Here is a 16607-nt window from a genome sequence, read left to right as displayed (position 1 = left end):
ATGGTGACCTTCGCGCAGGCGCAGGAGCGCGCCGAGGAGTGGATCAACGGGGACGTGCCGTCGTACCAGCACCGGGAGGTGCGGGTGCGGGAGTTCGGGCTCGGGTTCGTGGTGTGGGCCGAGGACCGTGCCGACGGGCCGCGTTCGGACGGCGGTACGCAGCGGCTGGTGATCGCCCGGGACAGCGGGGAGGCCACGCTGTGGCCGTCGCTGCCGGTGGGTGAGGTGATCCGCCGCTATGAGGAGGAGTACGGCGGTCAGGCGGACGCCGTGGCCGACGCGCCGCCCGCGCCTCCGGCCCGGGTGGACCTCAACCAGACGTCGTTCCTGCTGACTCCGCCGGAGTGGCTCCAGGAGGCGGCGGACCGGATGGGTATCCCGGACCGGCGGGAGCCGGAGCCGTCCGGTTCGGCCAGTGGGGCCACTCCGTGGCCCGCCGCCGGGGGTGGCGACGACGCCGGGCTGCCGGGGGCGCCCGCGGGGGCCACGCCGTGGGCGGGGACCGACACCAACGGGGATGCCGGTGAGGACCGTTCCGTGCCGTTGCCGGAGACGGTGTACGCGCCGCAGTTGAGCGAGGCGGACGCGGGTGCGGGCGTGGGTGCCGGTGCGGGTGCCGGTGCGGGGCCGCGGGGTGGTGTGGGCAGCGGGGGTACGCCGCCGGAGGCGCCGACGGCGCTGATGTCCGGGGGGAGCCAGTTGCCGCCCACGGCCGTGGCGCCGGTGGTACCCGGCGCGCCGGGGGCTGGGCAGACGCCGCCTCCGGGGATGCCGGGTGCCGGTCAGGCGCCTGCGCCGGGGATGCCGGGTGCGCCGGGGGCTGGGCAGACGCCGCCTCCGGGGATGCCGGGTGCCGGTCAGGCGCCTGCGCCGGGGATGCCGGGTGCGCCGGGGGCTGGGCAGACGCCGCCTCCGGGGATGGCGGGTGCTCCCGGGGCCGGGCAGACGCCGCCCCCGGGTGCGCCGGGGATGCCGGGTGCGGGGCAGACGCCTCCCCCGGGTGCCCCGGGTGTCGGGCAGACGCCGCCTCCGGGTGCCCCGGGGATGCCCGGCGCGCCGGGTCCTGGGCCGACGCCGCCCCCGACACCCCCCGCCGTCGCCCCGGAGCGGCCCCTTCCGCCGCACGCCGGGGACATCGCCGACGCCGCGACCAGCAAGGCCGCGCCTCCGCCCCGCCGGGGTGGGGGCATGGCGCCGCCGCCCCCGCCGGGTGCGCCCGGTGCGCCGGGTGCGCGGGCCGGGGGCGCTACTCCGCCGCCGCCGTCGCCGCCCGGGGCACCGGGCAGCGCGGGCGGTTCGGGTGGGGCGTACGTGCCCACGCAGTTGGTGTCGTCGCTGGGCCCTGACGGCCCCGGTACGCCGCCGCCTCCCCCGGGCACCCCGACCCCTCCGGGCCCGCCCGGCGGTACCGGCACCCCGCCCGGGAACGTGCACCACGCGGCCACGATGCTGGCCAACCCCGGCCCTGGCGGCGTAGGGGCCCCGGGCGCACCCCAGCCCCCCGCCGCACCCGGCGTTCCAGGCGCGCCCCAGCCACCCGGCGCCCCGGGCACCCCCGGCGCACCCCAGCCGCCCGGCGCCCCAGGCGCCCCCGGCGCCTCCGCTGGCGGTCCGCACGGTGCCGTGCACCACGCCGAGACGATGCTGTCCGCACCCCCGGTCGGCGGCCCCGCCGCACCCCCGCCGCCCCCGCCGCCCGGCCCGGGTGGCCCCGTCCCCGGTGGTCCGCCCCCGGCGTACGGCTACCCGCAGCCGCCCGTCGGGCAGCCCACCGTCGGCCCCGGCTACCAGGCGGTGCTGCGCTACCGCGCGCAGGACGGTTCCGAGCAGCAGCTCATCCGGCGTTCCGCGCCGGGCACGCCGCACCCGGAGTGGCAGATCTTCCACGAGCTGCGCGCCATGAACGTGCCCCCGGACCAGGTCCTGGAGCTGCACACGGAGCTGGAGTCGTGCGAGCTGCCGGGCGCCTACTGCGCGCGGATGATCCGGGAGCAGTGGCCGCAGGCACGCATCACCTCGATCGCGCCGTACGGCACGGACCACGCGAGCCGTCAGCAGGGGATGCGGCAACTGCTCGCCCACCAGGGCGAGTTGCACCAGGTCGCCGACGGCCCGGCGCGCCCCGCGCCGGTGCGGGCGCCGTTGCCGCCGGTGCAGCCCGTGCCGCCGGTGCCGCCGGAGGGCGTGGCGCAGGAGCTGGCGGCGGCGTTCGGGCCGGGCGTGTTCCGGTTCGAGCAGGCGGCGGTGTCCCGGCAGGGCGTGCCGCCGGTCGTGGCGCACACGCTGATGGTGGCGGGGCTGCCGTTGGACATGGGCCCGTTCTTCTGGGCGCAGGCCCAGCCGGGGCGGCCGGTGCCGACGCTGGCGGAACTGGCCGCCGAGCGCGGGGTGCGGCCCGCGCCGGACGCGGGGTCGTACCTCGTGATGGGCAGTGACTTCGGCAAGGCGCTCTGTGTGCAGTACGGCACCGCGCACATCGTGGCCGTGCTGGTGGAGGCCGGTCCGGGCGGGGCGCCGGTGCCGCCGCAGTTCGTGAACACCGGGCTGCCGGAGTTCGCGCGGTGCCTGGCGCTGCTCGGGCGGATGTGGCGGCTGCGGTACGGGCTGAACCAGGAGCAGGCGGGCCGCTGGACGGTGGACTTCCAGGCCCAGCTCGCGGCGCTCGACCCGGCGGCGCTCAGCTCGCCGGAGAGCTGGTGGTCGGTGCTCCTTGAGCAGATGTGGGACGGGCTGCTGTAGGGCAGCCTGGCCGCTGCAAGGGCCGGACCTGGTCGTGTGACCGGGTCCGGCCCTTTTGTGTGCGTAACTTATAGGCGGAGTGTCGCGTTATGAACACTTCCCTCTGATCCATCAAGATGTGCGCGAAATAGACATTTTTCGTGTGGCCGGTGGAGAGGGGTTCCAGGGTGACCAGCGCATCGATGCCGCCCTATGGGTTCACGACCGTCCGGGGGCGTGGCTACCGGCCCGAACAGGTGGACGCCTTCACCGCGGCGCTCTCCGCCGACCGGGACGCGGCGTGGGAACGGGCCGCCCGGCTCACCGTCCTCGCCCGCGAGATGGACGAGGAGGCGGCGGAGCTGCGCGAGACGGTCGCCCGGCTCAGGCCGCAGACGTACGAGTCGCTCGGGGAGCGCGCCCACCGTCTGTTCCTGCTCGGGGAGGAGGAGGCGGCCGACGTCCGGGAGCGCGCGCGGACCGCGGGGCGCGAGGAGTTGGCGCGGGCGCGGGAGTGGGCGGACGGCGTGCTGGGCGAGGCCCGGGAGTACGCCGACACAGTGCGCGCCGACGCCGAGGAGCACGCCCGTCAGCGGCTGCTCTCGGCGCGGGCGGAGTCCGACGAGATCCGGGTCGACGCCCGGCGTGAGGTGAAGGAACGGCGCGCGGAGGCGCTGGCGGCGTCGCGGGAGGCGCGGCAGGGGGTCGAAGCGCTCCTCGCGGAGCAGGAGAAGGCGCACGCCGAGCGGTGGGCGGCGGTGGAGCGGGAGGCCGTCGAGCGCGCCGCCGCGCTCGACGAGCGCCACGCCGAGGCGGTGACGCGGGCCGAGGCCGCGCTGGCGGAGGCCGAGCGGGGCCTCGCCGACGCGGAGGCGTCCGCCCGCCGGGGGCAGGAGGAGGCGGACGCGCGTGCCGAGGAGATCCTCCGCGAGGCCCGCGCCCACGCCGAGCGCGTCGCCCGCGAGACGGAGCGGGTGCTGCGGGAGCACGGGGAGCGCTGGGACGACGTACAGGCCCACATGGACCACGTACGCAGCAGCCTCGTGGCGCTGACGGGCGGTCACGCGCCCGCGGAGTGACCCACCGTCCCCCTCTCCCTTCGCCGCGCCTCGCGTCTCCGGCCCCCTGCTGCCCCGCCGCCCCTACCGCCCCCGGCGGGTCGCGCCCGCCAGGATCCAGCCCTCCACGGCCTCGTACTGGCGGCGTTGTTCGTCGGCCTTGCGGCGGCCGGAGAGGACCGTGCCCAGCCAGCCGAGGGCGAAGCCGAGCGGGATGGTGACGAGGCCGGTGGTGGTGAAGGGGAAGAAGTTGAAGTCGGCCTCGGGGAACGCGGCGTGCGGGGAGCCGGAGACGAGGTTGGTGCCCGGCATCAGCGCGAGGACGGCGAGGGTGCCGCCGACGAGGGTGGCCAGCAGGCCGGTGCGGGTGTAGCGGCGCCAGAAGAGGCTGTAGACCAGGGCGGGCGCGAGGGCCGAGGCGCCGATGCAGAAGGAGACCGTGACCAGCGGTTGCAGGCTGCGGTGCTGGACGAGCGTGGCGAGCAGGATCGCCGGGACGCCGACGGCGAGGGCGGAGAGGCGGGCGAGGGTCATCTCGCGCCGCGCGGTCATCTCCCGGACCCGGGCGGCGAACACGTCGTGCGCGAGGGTGTTGGCGCAGGCGAGGATCATGCCCGCGACGGAGGCGAGCACGGTGAGGAAGATCGCGGTGGTGACCGTGGTGAACAGGAACGTCTCCGCGGTGGACACCTCGGCGCCGAACACGGCGCGGGAGCCCAGCAGGTAGGCGGTGTTGCCCTGCGGGTCGGCTGCGGCGACCGGCTCGCGCCCGATCAGGGCGGTGGCGCCGAAGCCGACCACGGTGATGACCAGCACGAACAGCGTCACGCAGCAGACCGCCCAGGACATCGAGCGCCGCACCTGCCGGGCGCTGGAGGCGGTGTACATGCGCATGGTGACGTGCGGCAGGCAGGCGCCGCCGAGCACGACCGCCAACTGTGAGCTGATCATGTCAAGCCCGGGCGCGGGTCCCGCCTGGAACTCAAGACCGGGGCGCAGGAAGGCGTCCCCGACCCCGCTGCGCGCGGCGGCCGCGCCGAACAGGGCGCCCGGGCTCCAGTCGAACCGGGCCAGCACCAGCGCGGCGACGACGGCACCGGAACCGAGCAGCAGCACGATCTTCAGGATCTGGATCAGCGCCGTACCCTTCATCCCACCGATCGCCGCGTACGAGATCATCAGCGCGCCGACGCCGATGATGACGCCGGTCTTCAGCTCGTCGCCACTGAACCCCAGGATGAACGCGAGGAGTTGCCCGGTGCCCGCGAGCTGCACCAGCATCAGCGGCAGCAGCGCGGCCAGCGTCACCGCGCACGCCGCGATCCGCGCCGCGCGCCCCGGCATCCGGCGGGCGAAGGCGTCGCCCATGGTGAACCGGCCCGCGTTGCGCAGCGGTTCGGCCAGCAGGAACATCAGCAGCAGCAGGGACAGCGCGGTGCTCAGCGCGAGCACGATCCCGTCGTAGCCGTAGAGCGCGATGACCCCGCCGGTGCCGAGGACGCTGGCGGCGGAGATGTAGTCACCGGCGATGGCGAGCCCGTTGCGCATCGGGGACAGCGAGCCGTACCCGGTGTAGAACTCGTCGAGGTCGTCGCGGTCGGGCCCGGTCATCACGCACAGCAGCAGCGTGAGGGTGGCGACGGCGGTGAAGGCGACCAGGGACATGGCCTGGCCGGAGTCGCTGAACCCGGTCATCGAGCCGCGACTCCCCCGTGACCGGCACGCCGGGCGTCCACCTCGGCCTGCCGCCGGATCAGCCGGGCGAGGGGGTCCACGCGCCGCCGGGCGGTGGACTCGTACAGGCCGATCGCCAGCCAGGTGACCGGCAGTTGGGCCAGCGCGAGCAGCAGCCCGACCGGCACCCCGTCGACGACGGCACCGGCCAGGGCGGACGGCGCGAACGCGGACAGGGCGAGGAAGAGGGTGAAGTACCCCAGGGCGGCGAACGTGGCGACCCGGCGCTGCCGCCGGTAGGCGGTCCGCAGCACCCGCAGGTCGCTGTGGTGGCCGAGCGGCGGATGCTCGGGGACGGGCGGACGGGCTGGGGGGAATCCGTGGGACATCCCGGTGCTCCTTGCGCGGCTCAGGTCCCTGAGGGACCGCAGGGAGTGGGGGGTGTGGTGCGGGGCACGCACGTTACTCGTCCGTACACCCGAACGCGAGGGTTTCGTCAAACTGATTGGTCGGTAGGCCCCTGAACTGCTGCCGCGCCGCTGACCTGGGGTGTTACCCGCGTTAACTCAGACTTTTGGGTTCCGGCGACCGCTCGCCTTCCCGTCGCTCTCCGGCGCTGGTGCGTCCGGTTGCTGTCCCTGCCGGTGCCGGGGTGTCGAGCGGCGGGGGGTGCGGGTGAGGGTGATCTGGCGGACCGCCTGCTGGAGGCAGGCCAGGGCGGCGAGGCCCGGGAGGGCGGCCGCCGTGCTGTCGAGGAACGTGTGCGGTGCCTGGATGACGCAGAGGAAGACCGCGATCGCCGAGAAGAGGACGACCATGCACCACGAGTGCCCGGCCCGGCGGCGGTGCAGGGCCGCGCGGAGGATGGAGAGCGCCGCGACCAGCCAGGGGCCGTACACCAGCAGCGGCCACCAGGCGACGATGCCGCCGTGCGTACGCGCCGCCGCCACCGCGCGCAGCGGGTCGCTGGCGACCATTCCGCTCAGGAAACTCACCGCGGACGCGATAACCGCCGCGAGCGCCGCGGCGAGGAAACTGATCGAGCGGAGCGCCCCGCGGTTCCTGCGTTCCCTGACCCTGCGGTGACTTCGTGCCGCCCTTTTCAGCGGGGGGAGTTCCGCGGTGATTTCCTGGAGATTGCTCAGGGGGGTACCCGCGGTGGGCGCGGTGACCGATTCCTCGTCGCGGGGCGCGGGGATGACCGGGGGCGGCTGGTCGGCCATGGCCTCCTGGAGCATCCAGGCCAGTTCCTCGGCCGGGTCCCAGGTCGCGTCCGGTGGCACCAGGGGAATGGAGCGCACCCGGTCGTAGGTGGTCTCTTCGTCGTGCATGACGCCGGGCTATTCCGCGCGGGCCGGGCGGAAGCCGCTTTCGAACCTGGGCCATCGCTGGGCGAGATCGGCCTCAAGCGCCGCCATCTCGTCGAGGAATTCCGGCAGCAGGGACTCGGTCACCCTCAGGTCGGCCAGCCCGTCCTCGGTTGCCTCATTCATATACCGACTAACGTTGCCTCACTCTGGCGGATGCGGCGCAAACGAGTGAATGGAAGCGTCGATAATTACTTGATCGAGGGCCATTGGGACTAAATATCCCTGTGCGAAAAACCTAATGAACGGTCACCTCATGGGAGGTCCTGGCGGCTCTGCGGGCCGGTCTCGGCCGGTCGGGTGCCGTCCTCGACGCCGGGGTCGGGGGCGGTGGTGAGGACCGGGAAGCGGCGCGGGGCGAGGAAGAGCAGGACGAGGAAGGCCAGCGCGGCGGCGCAGGACGCGCCCAGGTAGACGGCGTGGACGGCGTCGGCGATCGCGCCCCGCACCGGTTCCGGGGCGGCCGTCCCGGCGTCGTAGCCGCGGGTCACGGAGTCGAGGTCGCCCGCGCCGCCGAGGCGGGCGGCGAGGACGCCGTTGGCGACGGCGCCGAACAGCGCCGCGCCGACCGTCTGCCCGGTCTGGCGGCAGAACAGGACGGAGCCGGTGGCGGTGCCGCGTTCCGCCCAGCCGACGGTGGACTGGACCCCGACGATCAGCGGGAGCTGGAACAGGTCCAGCGCGGCGCCGAGGAGGAGCATCAGCAACGTCGGCTGCCAGGCCGAGCCGGGGTAGGGGAGGAAGGGGAACGCCAGGAGGATGAGCGCCGCCAGGCCGATGCCGAGCATCGCCGTGGCGCGGAAGCCGATCCGCCGGTACACGTGCTGGCTCAGCGCCGCCGACACCGGCCAGCTCAGCGTCCACACCGACAGCACGAAACCGGCGGCCACGGGCGCGAGGCCCAGCACCGACTGCGCGTACGTCGGCAGGAACACCGTCGGCGCCACCATCAGCAGGCCCAGCGCGCCCAGGGCGAGGTTCACCGCGGCGATCGTACGGCGGCGCCAGACCCAGCCGGGGATGATCGGCTCCGCCGCCCGGCGTTCGACCAGCACCACCACCGCCACCAGGACCGCCCCGGTGCCGAGCAGCGCCAGGGACGGGGCGGACAGCCACGGCCACGCCACCCCGCCCTGCACCAGCGCCGTGAGCAGCGCGCCGCCGCAGGCGAAGACGGCCAGGGCGCCCGGCCAGTCGACGCGGGGCCGGGTGGCCGCCTGCTCCCGCGCGGGCTCGTGCAGATGACGGACGATCAGCCAGAGCGCCACCGCGCCTATCGGCAGGTTGACCAGGAAGATCCAGCGCCAGTCGGCGTACGCGGCGAGCAGCCCGCCCACCGCCGGGCCCGCGACCGCCGACACCGCCCACACCGTGGAGAGCCGGGCCTGGATCTTCGGGCGCTGTTCGAGGGGGTAGAGGTCGGCGGCGAGGGTCTGCACGGTGCCCTGGAGGGCGCCGCCGCCCAGGCCCTGCACGACGCGGAAGGCGATCAGGGCCCACATGTTCCAGGCCAGCGCGCACAGCAGTGAGCCCACGAGGAAGACCGTGGCGCCGACGACGAGCACCGGCTTGCGGCCGAAGGTGTCCGAGAGCTTGCCGTACACGGGCAGGGTCACGGTCACCGCGAGCAGATAGCCCGAGAACAGCCACGAGAAGACCGAGAAGCCGCCCAGGTCGCCGACGATCTGCGGGACGGCCGTGGAGACGATGGTGGCGTCCAGCGCCGCCAGCGCCATGGCCAGCATCAGCGCCGCGACCACCGCTCCCCGCTTGCTGGATGTCGTACGTCCCGCCGCGTCGCCCACCCCGGGTTCCTCGCTCTCTGTCCCCATGCCCCTTGCACCTATCTGCCATTCGACACCTTGCCACTTGAGCCTGACGTGGCGGGAGGGTGGAGAGTGGATGCGCCCGTGGGGGGAGGCGACCCCTACGCGGGGTCAGCCTGCGGGTGGAGGCCCCTAGGGGGAGATCCGTACAACGTCTCGGGGAGGGTTGGTACCGGCGGAGGACGAGCCGGGGGCGGGGGAGTCCTTAACCTGGCTTTACGCCGCGGGGGAGCGGCCGGTCGTACGGGCCGCAGCTTCGGGGGTGGGGTTTTCCCCCGCACAAGAGGGGGCCGTGCACCAGCGCGCCGGACCCCTCCCGGCGGACAGACTCAGAGACGTACCGCAGGACGTACCGCAGAACCTCGGGAGCCCGGCACCGTGGGGCTCGCATACCGCTACATACCGACATAGGAGACATACCGTGACATCGGCTGTGACCATTCCCAGGCACGGGGGTACTGGAGGGCGTACGGCCGTTGCCGCGCGGGCGCGGCAGGTCGTGAAGGCGTACGGGTCCGGTGAGACCCGGGTCGTCGCCCTCGACCACGTGGACGTGGACATCGCACGCGGGCAGTTCACCGCGATCATGGGCCCCTCGGGCTCCGGCAAGTCCACGCTCATGCACTGCCTCGCCGGGCTCGACACCGTGACGAGCGGTCAGATCTACCTGGACGAGACCGAGATCACCGGGCTGAAGGACAAGAAGCTCACCCAACTGCGGCGCGACCGCATCGGGTTCATCTTCCAGGCGTTCAACCTGCTGCCGACGCTGAACGCGCTGGAGAACATCACGCTCCCCATGGACATCGCCGGACGCAAGCCGGACAGGGAGTGGCTCGCGCGGGTCGTCGAGACGGTCGGCCTCGCGGAGCGGCTGAAGCACCGGCCGACGCAGCTCTCCGGCGGTCAGCAGCAGCGGGTCGCCGTCGCGCGGGCGCTGGCCGCCCGGCCGGAGATCATCTTCGGTGACGAGCCGACCGGCAACCTCGACTCCCGCGCGGGCGCGGAGGTCCTGGGCTTCCTGCGGCGCTCCGTGGACGACCTGGGCCAGACCATCGTCATGGTCACCCACGACCCCGTGGCCGCCTCGTACGCGGACCGGGTGCTGTACCTGGCGGACGGGCGGATCGTCGACGAGATGTTCAAGCCGACCGCCGAGACCGTGCTCGACCGCATGAAGGACTTCGACGCCCGGGGGCGCACGTCATGACCGTGCTCAAGACCTCGCTGCGCAACTTCTTCTCGCACAAGGGACGCATGGCCCTGTCGGCCGTCGCCGTCCTGCTGTCGGTGGGCTTCGTCTGCGGCACGCTCGTCTTCACGGACACCATGACGAAGACGTTCGACAAGCTCTTCGAGGCCACCTCCTCCGACGTCTCCGTCAGCGCCAAGGGCTCCTCCGACACCGGCGAGACGACCTCCGACAACGGCAAACCGCCTGTCATGCCCGCGTCCGTCCTGGACCAGGTGACCAAGGTCGACGGGGTGAAGGCGGCCGAGGGCGCCGTCTTCTCCACCTCCGTCACCGTCATCGACGCCGACAAGGACAGCCTCTCCCCGAGCAGCGGCGCCCCGACCATCGTCGGCAACTGGAACCGCAACGAGGCGCGCACCATGACCGTCACCGAGGGCGCCGCGCCGCGCGGCCCCGACCAGGTGATGGTCGACGCCGACACCGCCGACAAGCACCACATCAAGCTCGGCGACGAGATAGGCATCATCACCGTCGTCGGCACCCACCAGGCCAAGGTCTCCGGCATCGCCGCCTTCGAGGTCACCAACCCCGGTGCCGCGATCTTCTACCTGGACACCAGGACCGCCCAGCGGACCCTCGTCGGTGAGCCGGACGTCTTCACCAACATCAACGTCACCGCCGCCTCCGGCGTCAGCGACGCGCAGCTCAAGAAGAACGTCACCGCGGCCCTCGACGGCGGCTACAAGGTCCAGACCGCCCAGGAGGTCGCGGACGCCAACGCCGAGGAAGTCCAGGGCTTCATGGGCGTGATCAAGTACGCCATGCTCGGCTTCGCCGGGATCGCCTTCCTGGTCGGCGTCTTCCTGATCATCAACACCTTCTCCATGCTGGTCGCCCAGCGCACCCGCGAGATCGGCCTGATGCGGGCCATCGGCTCCTCGCGGCGGCAGGTCAACCGGTCGGTGCTCTTCGAGGCGCTGCTGCTCGGCCTGTTCGGCTCGGTGCTCGGCGTCGGCGCGGGCGTCGGGCTCGCCATCGGGCTGATGAAGCTCATGGGTGCCATGGGCATGAACCTGTCCACCGACGACCTCACCATCGCCTGGACCACCCCGGTGATCGGCCTGGTGCTCGGCGTCGTCGTCACCGTCCTCGCCGCCTACCTGCCCGCCCGCCGCGCGGGCAAGGTCTCCCCGATGGCCGCCCTGCGCGACGCGGGCGCCCCGGCCGACGCCAAGGCCGGTGCCGTACGGGCCGTGCTCGGGCTGCTGCTCACCGGCGGTGGCGCGTTCGCCCTCTACCTGGCCGCCGACGCCACCAAGGCGAGCGAGGGCTCGCTGTGGCTGGGCGCCGGTGTGGTGCTCTCCCTGATCGGGTTCGTCATCATCGGACCGCTCCTCGCGGGCGGGGTCGTACGGGTCCTCAGCGCCGTCCTGCTGAGGATGTTCGGGTCGGTCGGGCGGATGGCCGAGCGCAACGCGCTGCGCAACCCGCGCCGCACCGGTGCCACGGGCGCCGCGCTGATGATCGGGCTCGCGCTGGTGGCCTGCCTGTCGGTGGTCGGGTCCTCGATGGTCGCCTCCGCCACGGAGGAGCTGGACAAGAGCGTCGGCACCGACTTCATCATCCAGAGCGACTCCGGGCAGCTCATCACCCCGCAGGCCGTGGCGGCCGTGAAGGACTCGGACGCGGTGGAGCACGTCACCGAGTACAAGTACCTCGACAAGGTCGACTACAAGACGCCCGACGGCAAGGTGCTGAAGAACACCGACATCACCGCCGCCGACCCGACCTACGCGCAGGACCTGCGGGTGGAGACGGTCCAGGGCGACCTCGCCGACGCCTACCGGCCGGACTCGATGTCCGTGCACGAGGAGTTCGCCGAGGACCACGGCATCAGCCTCGGCTCCAAGATCGCCGTCACCTTCGAGGGCGGCTCGACCGCCGAGCTGACGGTCCGCGCGATCACCAGCAGCGACGGTGTGATCGACGCGGGCTCCAAGTACATGTCCATCGACACCCTCGCCAAGTACGTGCCGGCCGACAAGATGCCGCTGGACACGCTGGTCTTCGCCTCGGCGAAGGACGGCCAGGAAGAGGCCGCGTACACCGCCCTGAAGTCGGCCCTGGACGACTACCCGCAGTACACCGTCCGCGACCAGACCGACTACAAGGACGCCCTGAAGGACCAGATCGGGCAGCTCCTGAACATGATCTACGGCCTGCTCGCCCTCGCGATCATCGTGGCGGTCCTGGGCGTCGTGAACACCCTCGCCCTGTCGGTGGTCGAGCGGACCCGGGAGATCGGTCTGATGCGGGCCATCGGACTGTCGCGGCGGCAGCTGCGCCGGATGATCCGCCTGGAGTCGGTCGTCATCGCCCTCTTCGGCGCGCTGCTCGGCCTCGGGCTCGGCATGGGCTGGGGCGCCACCGCGCAGAAGCTGCTCGCCCTTGAGGGCCTGAACGTCCTCGACATCCCGTGGCCGACGATCATCGGGGTGTTCATCGGCTCGGCCTTCGTGGGGCTGTTCGCGGCGCTGGTCCCGGCGTTCCGGGCGGGGCGGATGAACGTCCTCAACGCGATCGCCACGGAGTAGCCGACCCGCGCGCCACCGCACACGGGGGTTGCGGGGGCGCGGGGGCAGGGCCCGGTGCCGGGGAGCCGTGGAGCTTCCCGGCACCGGGCGTTTTCGGTGGCCCGCTCCCGGGTGGTGCCTCCGGGGCGGATACGGGTGGCGTTCCCAGGTCACTCACGGGTGACGGCGTTGTCCACAGGGGCGGGGTCATCCACAGGTCCGGCGGGCGTCAGCGGGGCGTCGTACTCTGGACAGCCCCGGCCGCGCTTCGCGCCGGGCCCTTCGTGTTGCCCCACCAGGATCCAGGTCAGGACGGAAAAACCCGCCATGAGTCTGCACGGTCTGCTCGACGCCGTCGTCAAGGACGCCGCGCTCGCGGAAGCGATCAAGGCGGCTGCGGACGGCAACCGCATGAACGTCGACCTGGTCGGCCCGCCCGCCGCCCGCCCCTTCGCCATCGCCGCGCTGGCCCGTGAGACCTCCCGCCCGGTGCTCGCCGTGACGGCGACCGGCCGGGAGGCCGAGGACCTCGCCGCCGCGTTGCGCTCCCTGCTGCCGCCCGACGGCGTCGCGGAGTACCCGTCCTGGGAGACCCTGCCGCACGAGCGGCTCTCCCCGCGCAGCGACACCGTCGGACGCCGCCTGGCCGTCCTGCGCCGCCTCGTCCACCCGCGCGCCGACGACCCCGAGACGGGCCCGGTCTCCGTCGTCGTCGCGCCGGTACGGTCCGTGCTCCAGCCGCAGGTCAAGGGGCTCGGAGAGCTGGAGCCGGTGGCGCTCAGGAGCGGTGAGAGCGCCGACCTGGAGGAGATCGTGCGGGCCCTCGCGGCGGCGGCGTACGCGCGCGTGGAGCTGGTCGAGAAGCGGGGCGAGTTCGCCGTGCGCGGCGGCATCCTCGACGTCTTCCCGCCGACCGAGGAACACCCCCTGCGGGTGGAGTTCTGGGGCGACGAGGTCGAGGAGATCCGCTACTTCAAGGTCGCCGACCAGCGCTCCCTCGAGGTCGCCGAGCACGGGCTGTGGGCGCCGCCCTGCCGGGAGCTGCTGCTGACGGACAGTGTGCGGGCCCGCGCGCGTGAGCTGGCCGAGGCCCACCCCGAGCTGGGCGAACTGCTCGGCAAGATCGCCGAGGGCATCGCCGTGGAGGGCATGGAGTCCCTCGCCCCGGTCCTCGTCGACGACATGGAGCTGCTGCTCGACGTCCTGCCGAAGGGCGCCATGTCCGTCGTCTGCGACCCGGAGCGGGTGCGCACGCGCGCCGCCGACCTGGTCGCGACCAGCCAGGAGTTCCTCGCGGCGTCCTGGGCGGCGACCGCGGGTGGCGGTGAGGCGCCGATCGACGTGGGCGCGGCCTCGCTGTGGTCCCTCGCGGACGTCCGGGACCGGGCGCGCGAGCTGGGCATGATGTGGTGGTCCGTCTCGCCGTTCGCCGCCGACGAGGAGGAGTCCTCCGACACCCTCAAGCTGGGGATGCACGCCCCCGAGAGCTACCGCGGCGACACCGCGCGGGCGCTGGCCGACACCAAGGGCTGGCTCGCCGACGGCTGGCGCACGGTGTACGTCACCGAGGGCCACGGCCCGGCCGCCCGCACCGCCGAGGTGCTCGGCGGCGAGGGTATCGCGGCCCGGCTGGAGATCGACCTGGGGGAGATCTCCCCGTCGGTCGTGCACGTCTCCTGCGGCTGCATCGACGTCGGGTTCGTCGACCCCGCGCTGAAGTTGGCGGTGCTCACCGAGACCGACCTGACCGGCCAGAAGGCCGCCGGGCGGGACGGCGCGCGGATGCCGGTGCGGCGGCGCAAGACCATCGACCCGCTCACCCTGGAGGCGGGCGACTACATCGTCCACGAGCAGCACGGCGTCGGCCGCTACATCGAGATGGTGCAGCGCACGGTGCAGGGCGCCACGCGTGAGTACCTCGTCGTGGAGTACGCCCCCGCCAAGCGCGGCCAGCCCGGCGACCGGCTCTACATCCCCACCGACCAACTGGAGCAGATCACCAAGTACGTCGGCGGGGAGGCCCCCACCCTGCACCGGCTCGGCGGCGCCGACTGGACCAAGACCAAGGCGCGGGCCAAGAAGGCCGTCAAGGAGATCGCCGCCGACCTCATCAAGCTCTACAGCGCGCGCATGGCCGCCCCCGGCCACGCCTTCGGCGCCGACACCCCCTGGCAGCGCGAACTGGAGGACGCCTTCCCCTACGCGGAGACGCCCGACCAGCTCACCACCATCGCCGAGGTCAAGGAGGACATGGAGAAGACGGTCCCCATGGACCGCCTGATCTGCGGCGACGTCGGCTACGGCAAGACGGAGATCGCGGTCCGCGCCGCCTTCAAGGCCGTCCAGGACGGCAAGCAGGTCGCCGTCCTCGTCCCGACGACGCTGCTGGTGCAGCAGCACTTCGGCACCTTCAGCGAGCGGTACGCGCAGTTCCCGGTCAACGTGCGGGCGCTCTCCCGCTTCCAGACCGACACCGAGGCGAAGGCCGTCCTGGAGGGCCTGCGCGAGGGCTCGGTCGACGTCGTCATCGGCACCCACCGGCTGTTCTCCTCCGAGACCAGGTTCAAGGACCTCGGGCTCGTCATCGTCGACGAGGAGCAGCGCTTCGGCGTCGAGCACAAGGAGCAGTTGAAGAAGCTCCGCGCCAACGTCGACGTCCTGACCATGTCCGCCACGCCCATCCCGCGCACCCTGGAGATGGCCGTCACCGGCATCCGCGAGATGTCCACCATCACCACGCCCCCGGAGGAGCGCCACCCGGTGCTCACCTTCGTCGGGCCGTACGAGGAGAGGCAGATCGGCGCGGCCATCCGCCGCGAACTGCTCCGCGAGGGCCAGGTCTTCTACATCCACAACCGCGTCGAGTCCATCGACCGGGCGGCGGCCCGGCTGCGGGAGATCGTGCCCGAGGCGCGCATCGCCACCGCGCACGGCCAGATGTCGGAGGCGGCGCTGGAGCAGGTCGTCGTCGACTTCTGGGAGAAGAAGTTCGACGTGCTGGTGTCGACGACGATCGTCGAGTCCGGCATCGACATCTCCAACGCCAACACCCTGATCGTCGAGCGCGGCGACAACTTCGGCCTCTCCCAGCTCCACCAGCTCCGCGGCCGGGTCGGCCGGGGCCGCGAGCGCGGCTACGCCTACTTCCTGTACCCGCCGGAGAAGCCCCTCACGGAGACCGCGCACGAACGGCTCGCGACCATCGCCCAGCACACCGAGATGGGCGCCGGTATGTACGTCGCCATGAAGGACCTGGAGATCCGCGGCGCGGGCAACCTCCTCGGCGGCGAACAGTCCGGCCATATCGCGGGCGTCGGCTTCGACCTCTACGTACGGATGGTGGGCGAGGCGGTCGCGGACTACCGCAGGCAGCTCGAAACCGGGGAGATCGAGGAGGAGCCGCCGCTGGAGGTCAAGATCGAGCTGCCGGTCGACGCGCACGTCCCGCACGACTACGCCCCCGGCGAGCGCCTGCGCCTCCAGGCGTACCGCTCCATCGCCTCCGCCAACAGCGAGGACGACATCCGCGCCGTCCGCGAGGAACTCACCGACCGCTACGGCAAGCTGCCCGAGCCGGTGGAGAACCTGCTCCTGGTGGCCGGGCTGCGGATGCTGGCGCGGGCCTGCGGCGTGGGCGAGGTCGTCCTCCAGGGCACCAACATCCGCTTCGCGCCGGTGGAGTTGCGGGAGTCGCAGGAACTGCGCCTGAAGCGGCTCTACCCCGGTTCGGTGATCAAGCCCGCCGTGCGGCAGATCCTCGTACCCCGCCCGAAGACGGCGAAGGTCGGCGGCAAGCCGTTGGTGGGGCGGGAGTTGCTGGGCTGGGTGGGGGAGTTCCTGGCGGCGGTGCTGGGGTCGTAGAAGGCCGTAGACGGTCGTACGGGGTTTCGTGGACGGGGTCGCTCGTGGACGGGGTCGCGGAAGCCGCCCGAGGGAGGGTTCCCTAGGCGGCTCCGGTCCGTTGACCTCCGTGGGGTCGGCGGCCTACTGCTGGTCGGGCCGGTCGCGGTCCATGCCGAGCCTGCCCTCGGCCTGCTGCTGGGCGGTGTCGACCTGGTCCTCGTACTTGTTGCCCGTCCGCTGGTTGACCTGCCGTTCCACGGCGTCGGACATTTTCTTCTGCTTGTCCTTGTTCTGGCCGTGGCTCTTGAACTTGTCGAAGATGCCCATCCAAGGCTCCTTCCGGAGGTAGCTCA

At 72.8% G+C, this 16607-nt stretch carries 11 protein-coding genes; 5 read left to right on the top strand and 6 right to left on the bottom strand.

Annotated elements, in window-relative coordinates; translation table 11 throughout:
* Positions 1 to 2739 (top strand): SUKH-4 family immunity protein, encoded by a 2739-nt coding sequence (locus tag ACFQZ6_RS14840; protein WP_381608637.1) that lies wholly within the window; start codon positions 1 to 3, stop codon positions 2737 to 2739.
* Positions 2740 to 2906: 167 nt separating this feature from the next.
* On the top strand, positions 2907 to 3797 hold the full coding sequence (locus ACFQZ6_RS14835; protein ID WP_381608634.1) for a cellulose-binding protein: 891 nt from the start codon (positions 2907 to 2909) through the stop codon (positions 3795 to 3797).
* A 63-nt stretch (positions 3798 to 3860) separates the two neighbouring features.
* Here the strand turns inward: ACFQZ6_RS14835 and ACFQZ6_RS14830 are convergent, their stop codons facing one another.
* The 5 genes from ACFQZ6_RS14830 to ACFQZ6_RS14810 all read right to left on the bottom strand — a co-directional run bounded on the left by ACFQZ6_RS14830 (position 3861) and on the right by ACFQZ6_RS14810 (position 8649).
* Complete coding sequence (locus ACFQZ6_RS14830) at positions 3861 to 5471, bottom strand: sodium/solute symporter (RefSeq protein WP_381608631.1); 1611 nt, start codon at positions 5469 to 5471, stop codon at positions 3861 to 3863.
* Positions 5468 to 5839, bottom strand: coding sequence for a DUF485 domain-containing protein (locus tag ACFQZ6_RS14825; protein WP_381608627.1), 372 nt, complete (start codon positions 5837 to 5839; stop codon positions 5468 to 5470). Before ACFQZ6_RS14825 ends, ACFQZ6_RS14830 begins: the two co-directional genes overlap by 4 nt.
* A gap of 177 nt (positions 5840 to 6016) precedes the next feature.
* On the bottom strand, positions 6017 to 6781 hold the full coding sequence (locus ACFQZ6_RS14820) for a DUF2637 domain-containing protein (RefSeq protein WP_381608624.1): 765 nt from the start codon (positions 6779 to 6781) through the stop codon (positions 6017 to 6019).
* A gap of 9 nt (positions 6782 to 6790) precedes the next feature.
* Positions 6791 to 6943 (bottom strand): hypothetical protein, encoded by a 153-nt coding sequence (locus tag ACFQZ6_RS14815; protein WP_381608621.1) that lies wholly within the window; start codon positions 6941 to 6943, stop codon positions 6791 to 6793.
* A 128-nt stretch (positions 6944 to 7071) separates the two neighbouring features.
* The gene (locus tag ACFQZ6_RS14810) at positions 7072 to 8649 is read right to left on the bottom strand and encodes an MFS transporter (protein WP_381608618.1); all 1578 of its coding nucleotides are present in this window, start codon (positions 8647 to 8649) and stop codon (positions 7072 to 7074) included.
* A gap of 415 nt (positions 8650 to 9064) precedes the next feature.
* Here ACFQZ6_RS14810 and ACFQZ6_RS14805 point away from each other — a divergent pair, with 415 nt between their 5' ends.
* From ACFQZ6_RS14805 to mfd, 3 genes are all read left to right on the top strand, one after another.
* A complete protein-coding gene (locus ACFQZ6_RS14805; RefSeq protein ID WP_381608615.1) occupies positions 9065 to 9853 on the top strand; it encodes an ABC transporter ATP-binding protein in 789 nt (262 codons plus the stop codon).
* Positions 9850 to 12432, top strand: a complete 2583-nt coding sequence (locus ACFQZ6_RS14800; RefSeq protein WP_381608612.1) for an ABC transporter permease — start codon at positions 9850 to 9852, stop codon at positions 12430 to 12432. Before ACFQZ6_RS14805 ends, ACFQZ6_RS14800 begins: the two co-directional genes overlap by 4 nt.
* 306 nt (positions 12433 to 12738) lie before the next feature.
* Positions 12739 to 16272, top strand: a complete 3534-nt coding sequence (gene mfd / locus ACFQZ6_RS14795) for a transcription-repair coupling factor (protein WP_381608607.1) — start codon at positions 12739 to 12741, stop codon at positions 16270 to 16272.
* Between the two features lie 123 nt (positions 16273 to 16395).
* Here mfd and ACFQZ6_RS14790 read toward each other — a convergent pair whose 3' ends face one another.
* Positions 16396 to 16581, bottom strand: coding sequence for an antitoxin (locus tag ACFQZ6_RS14790; RefSeq protein ID WP_381608604.1), 186 nt, complete (start codon positions 16579 to 16581; stop codon positions 16396 to 16398).
* Positions 16582 to 16607: the final 26 nt, after the last annotated feature.

Source organism: Streptomyces flavalbus (assembly GCF_042674625.1).
GTDB lineage: Bacteria > Actinomycetota > Actinomycetes > Streptomycetales > Streptomycetaceae > Streptomyces > Streptomyces flavalbus.
The sequence above is the reverse complement of the archived record's forward strand: the minus strand, read 5'-3'. Positions and strand labels throughout refer to the sequence as shown.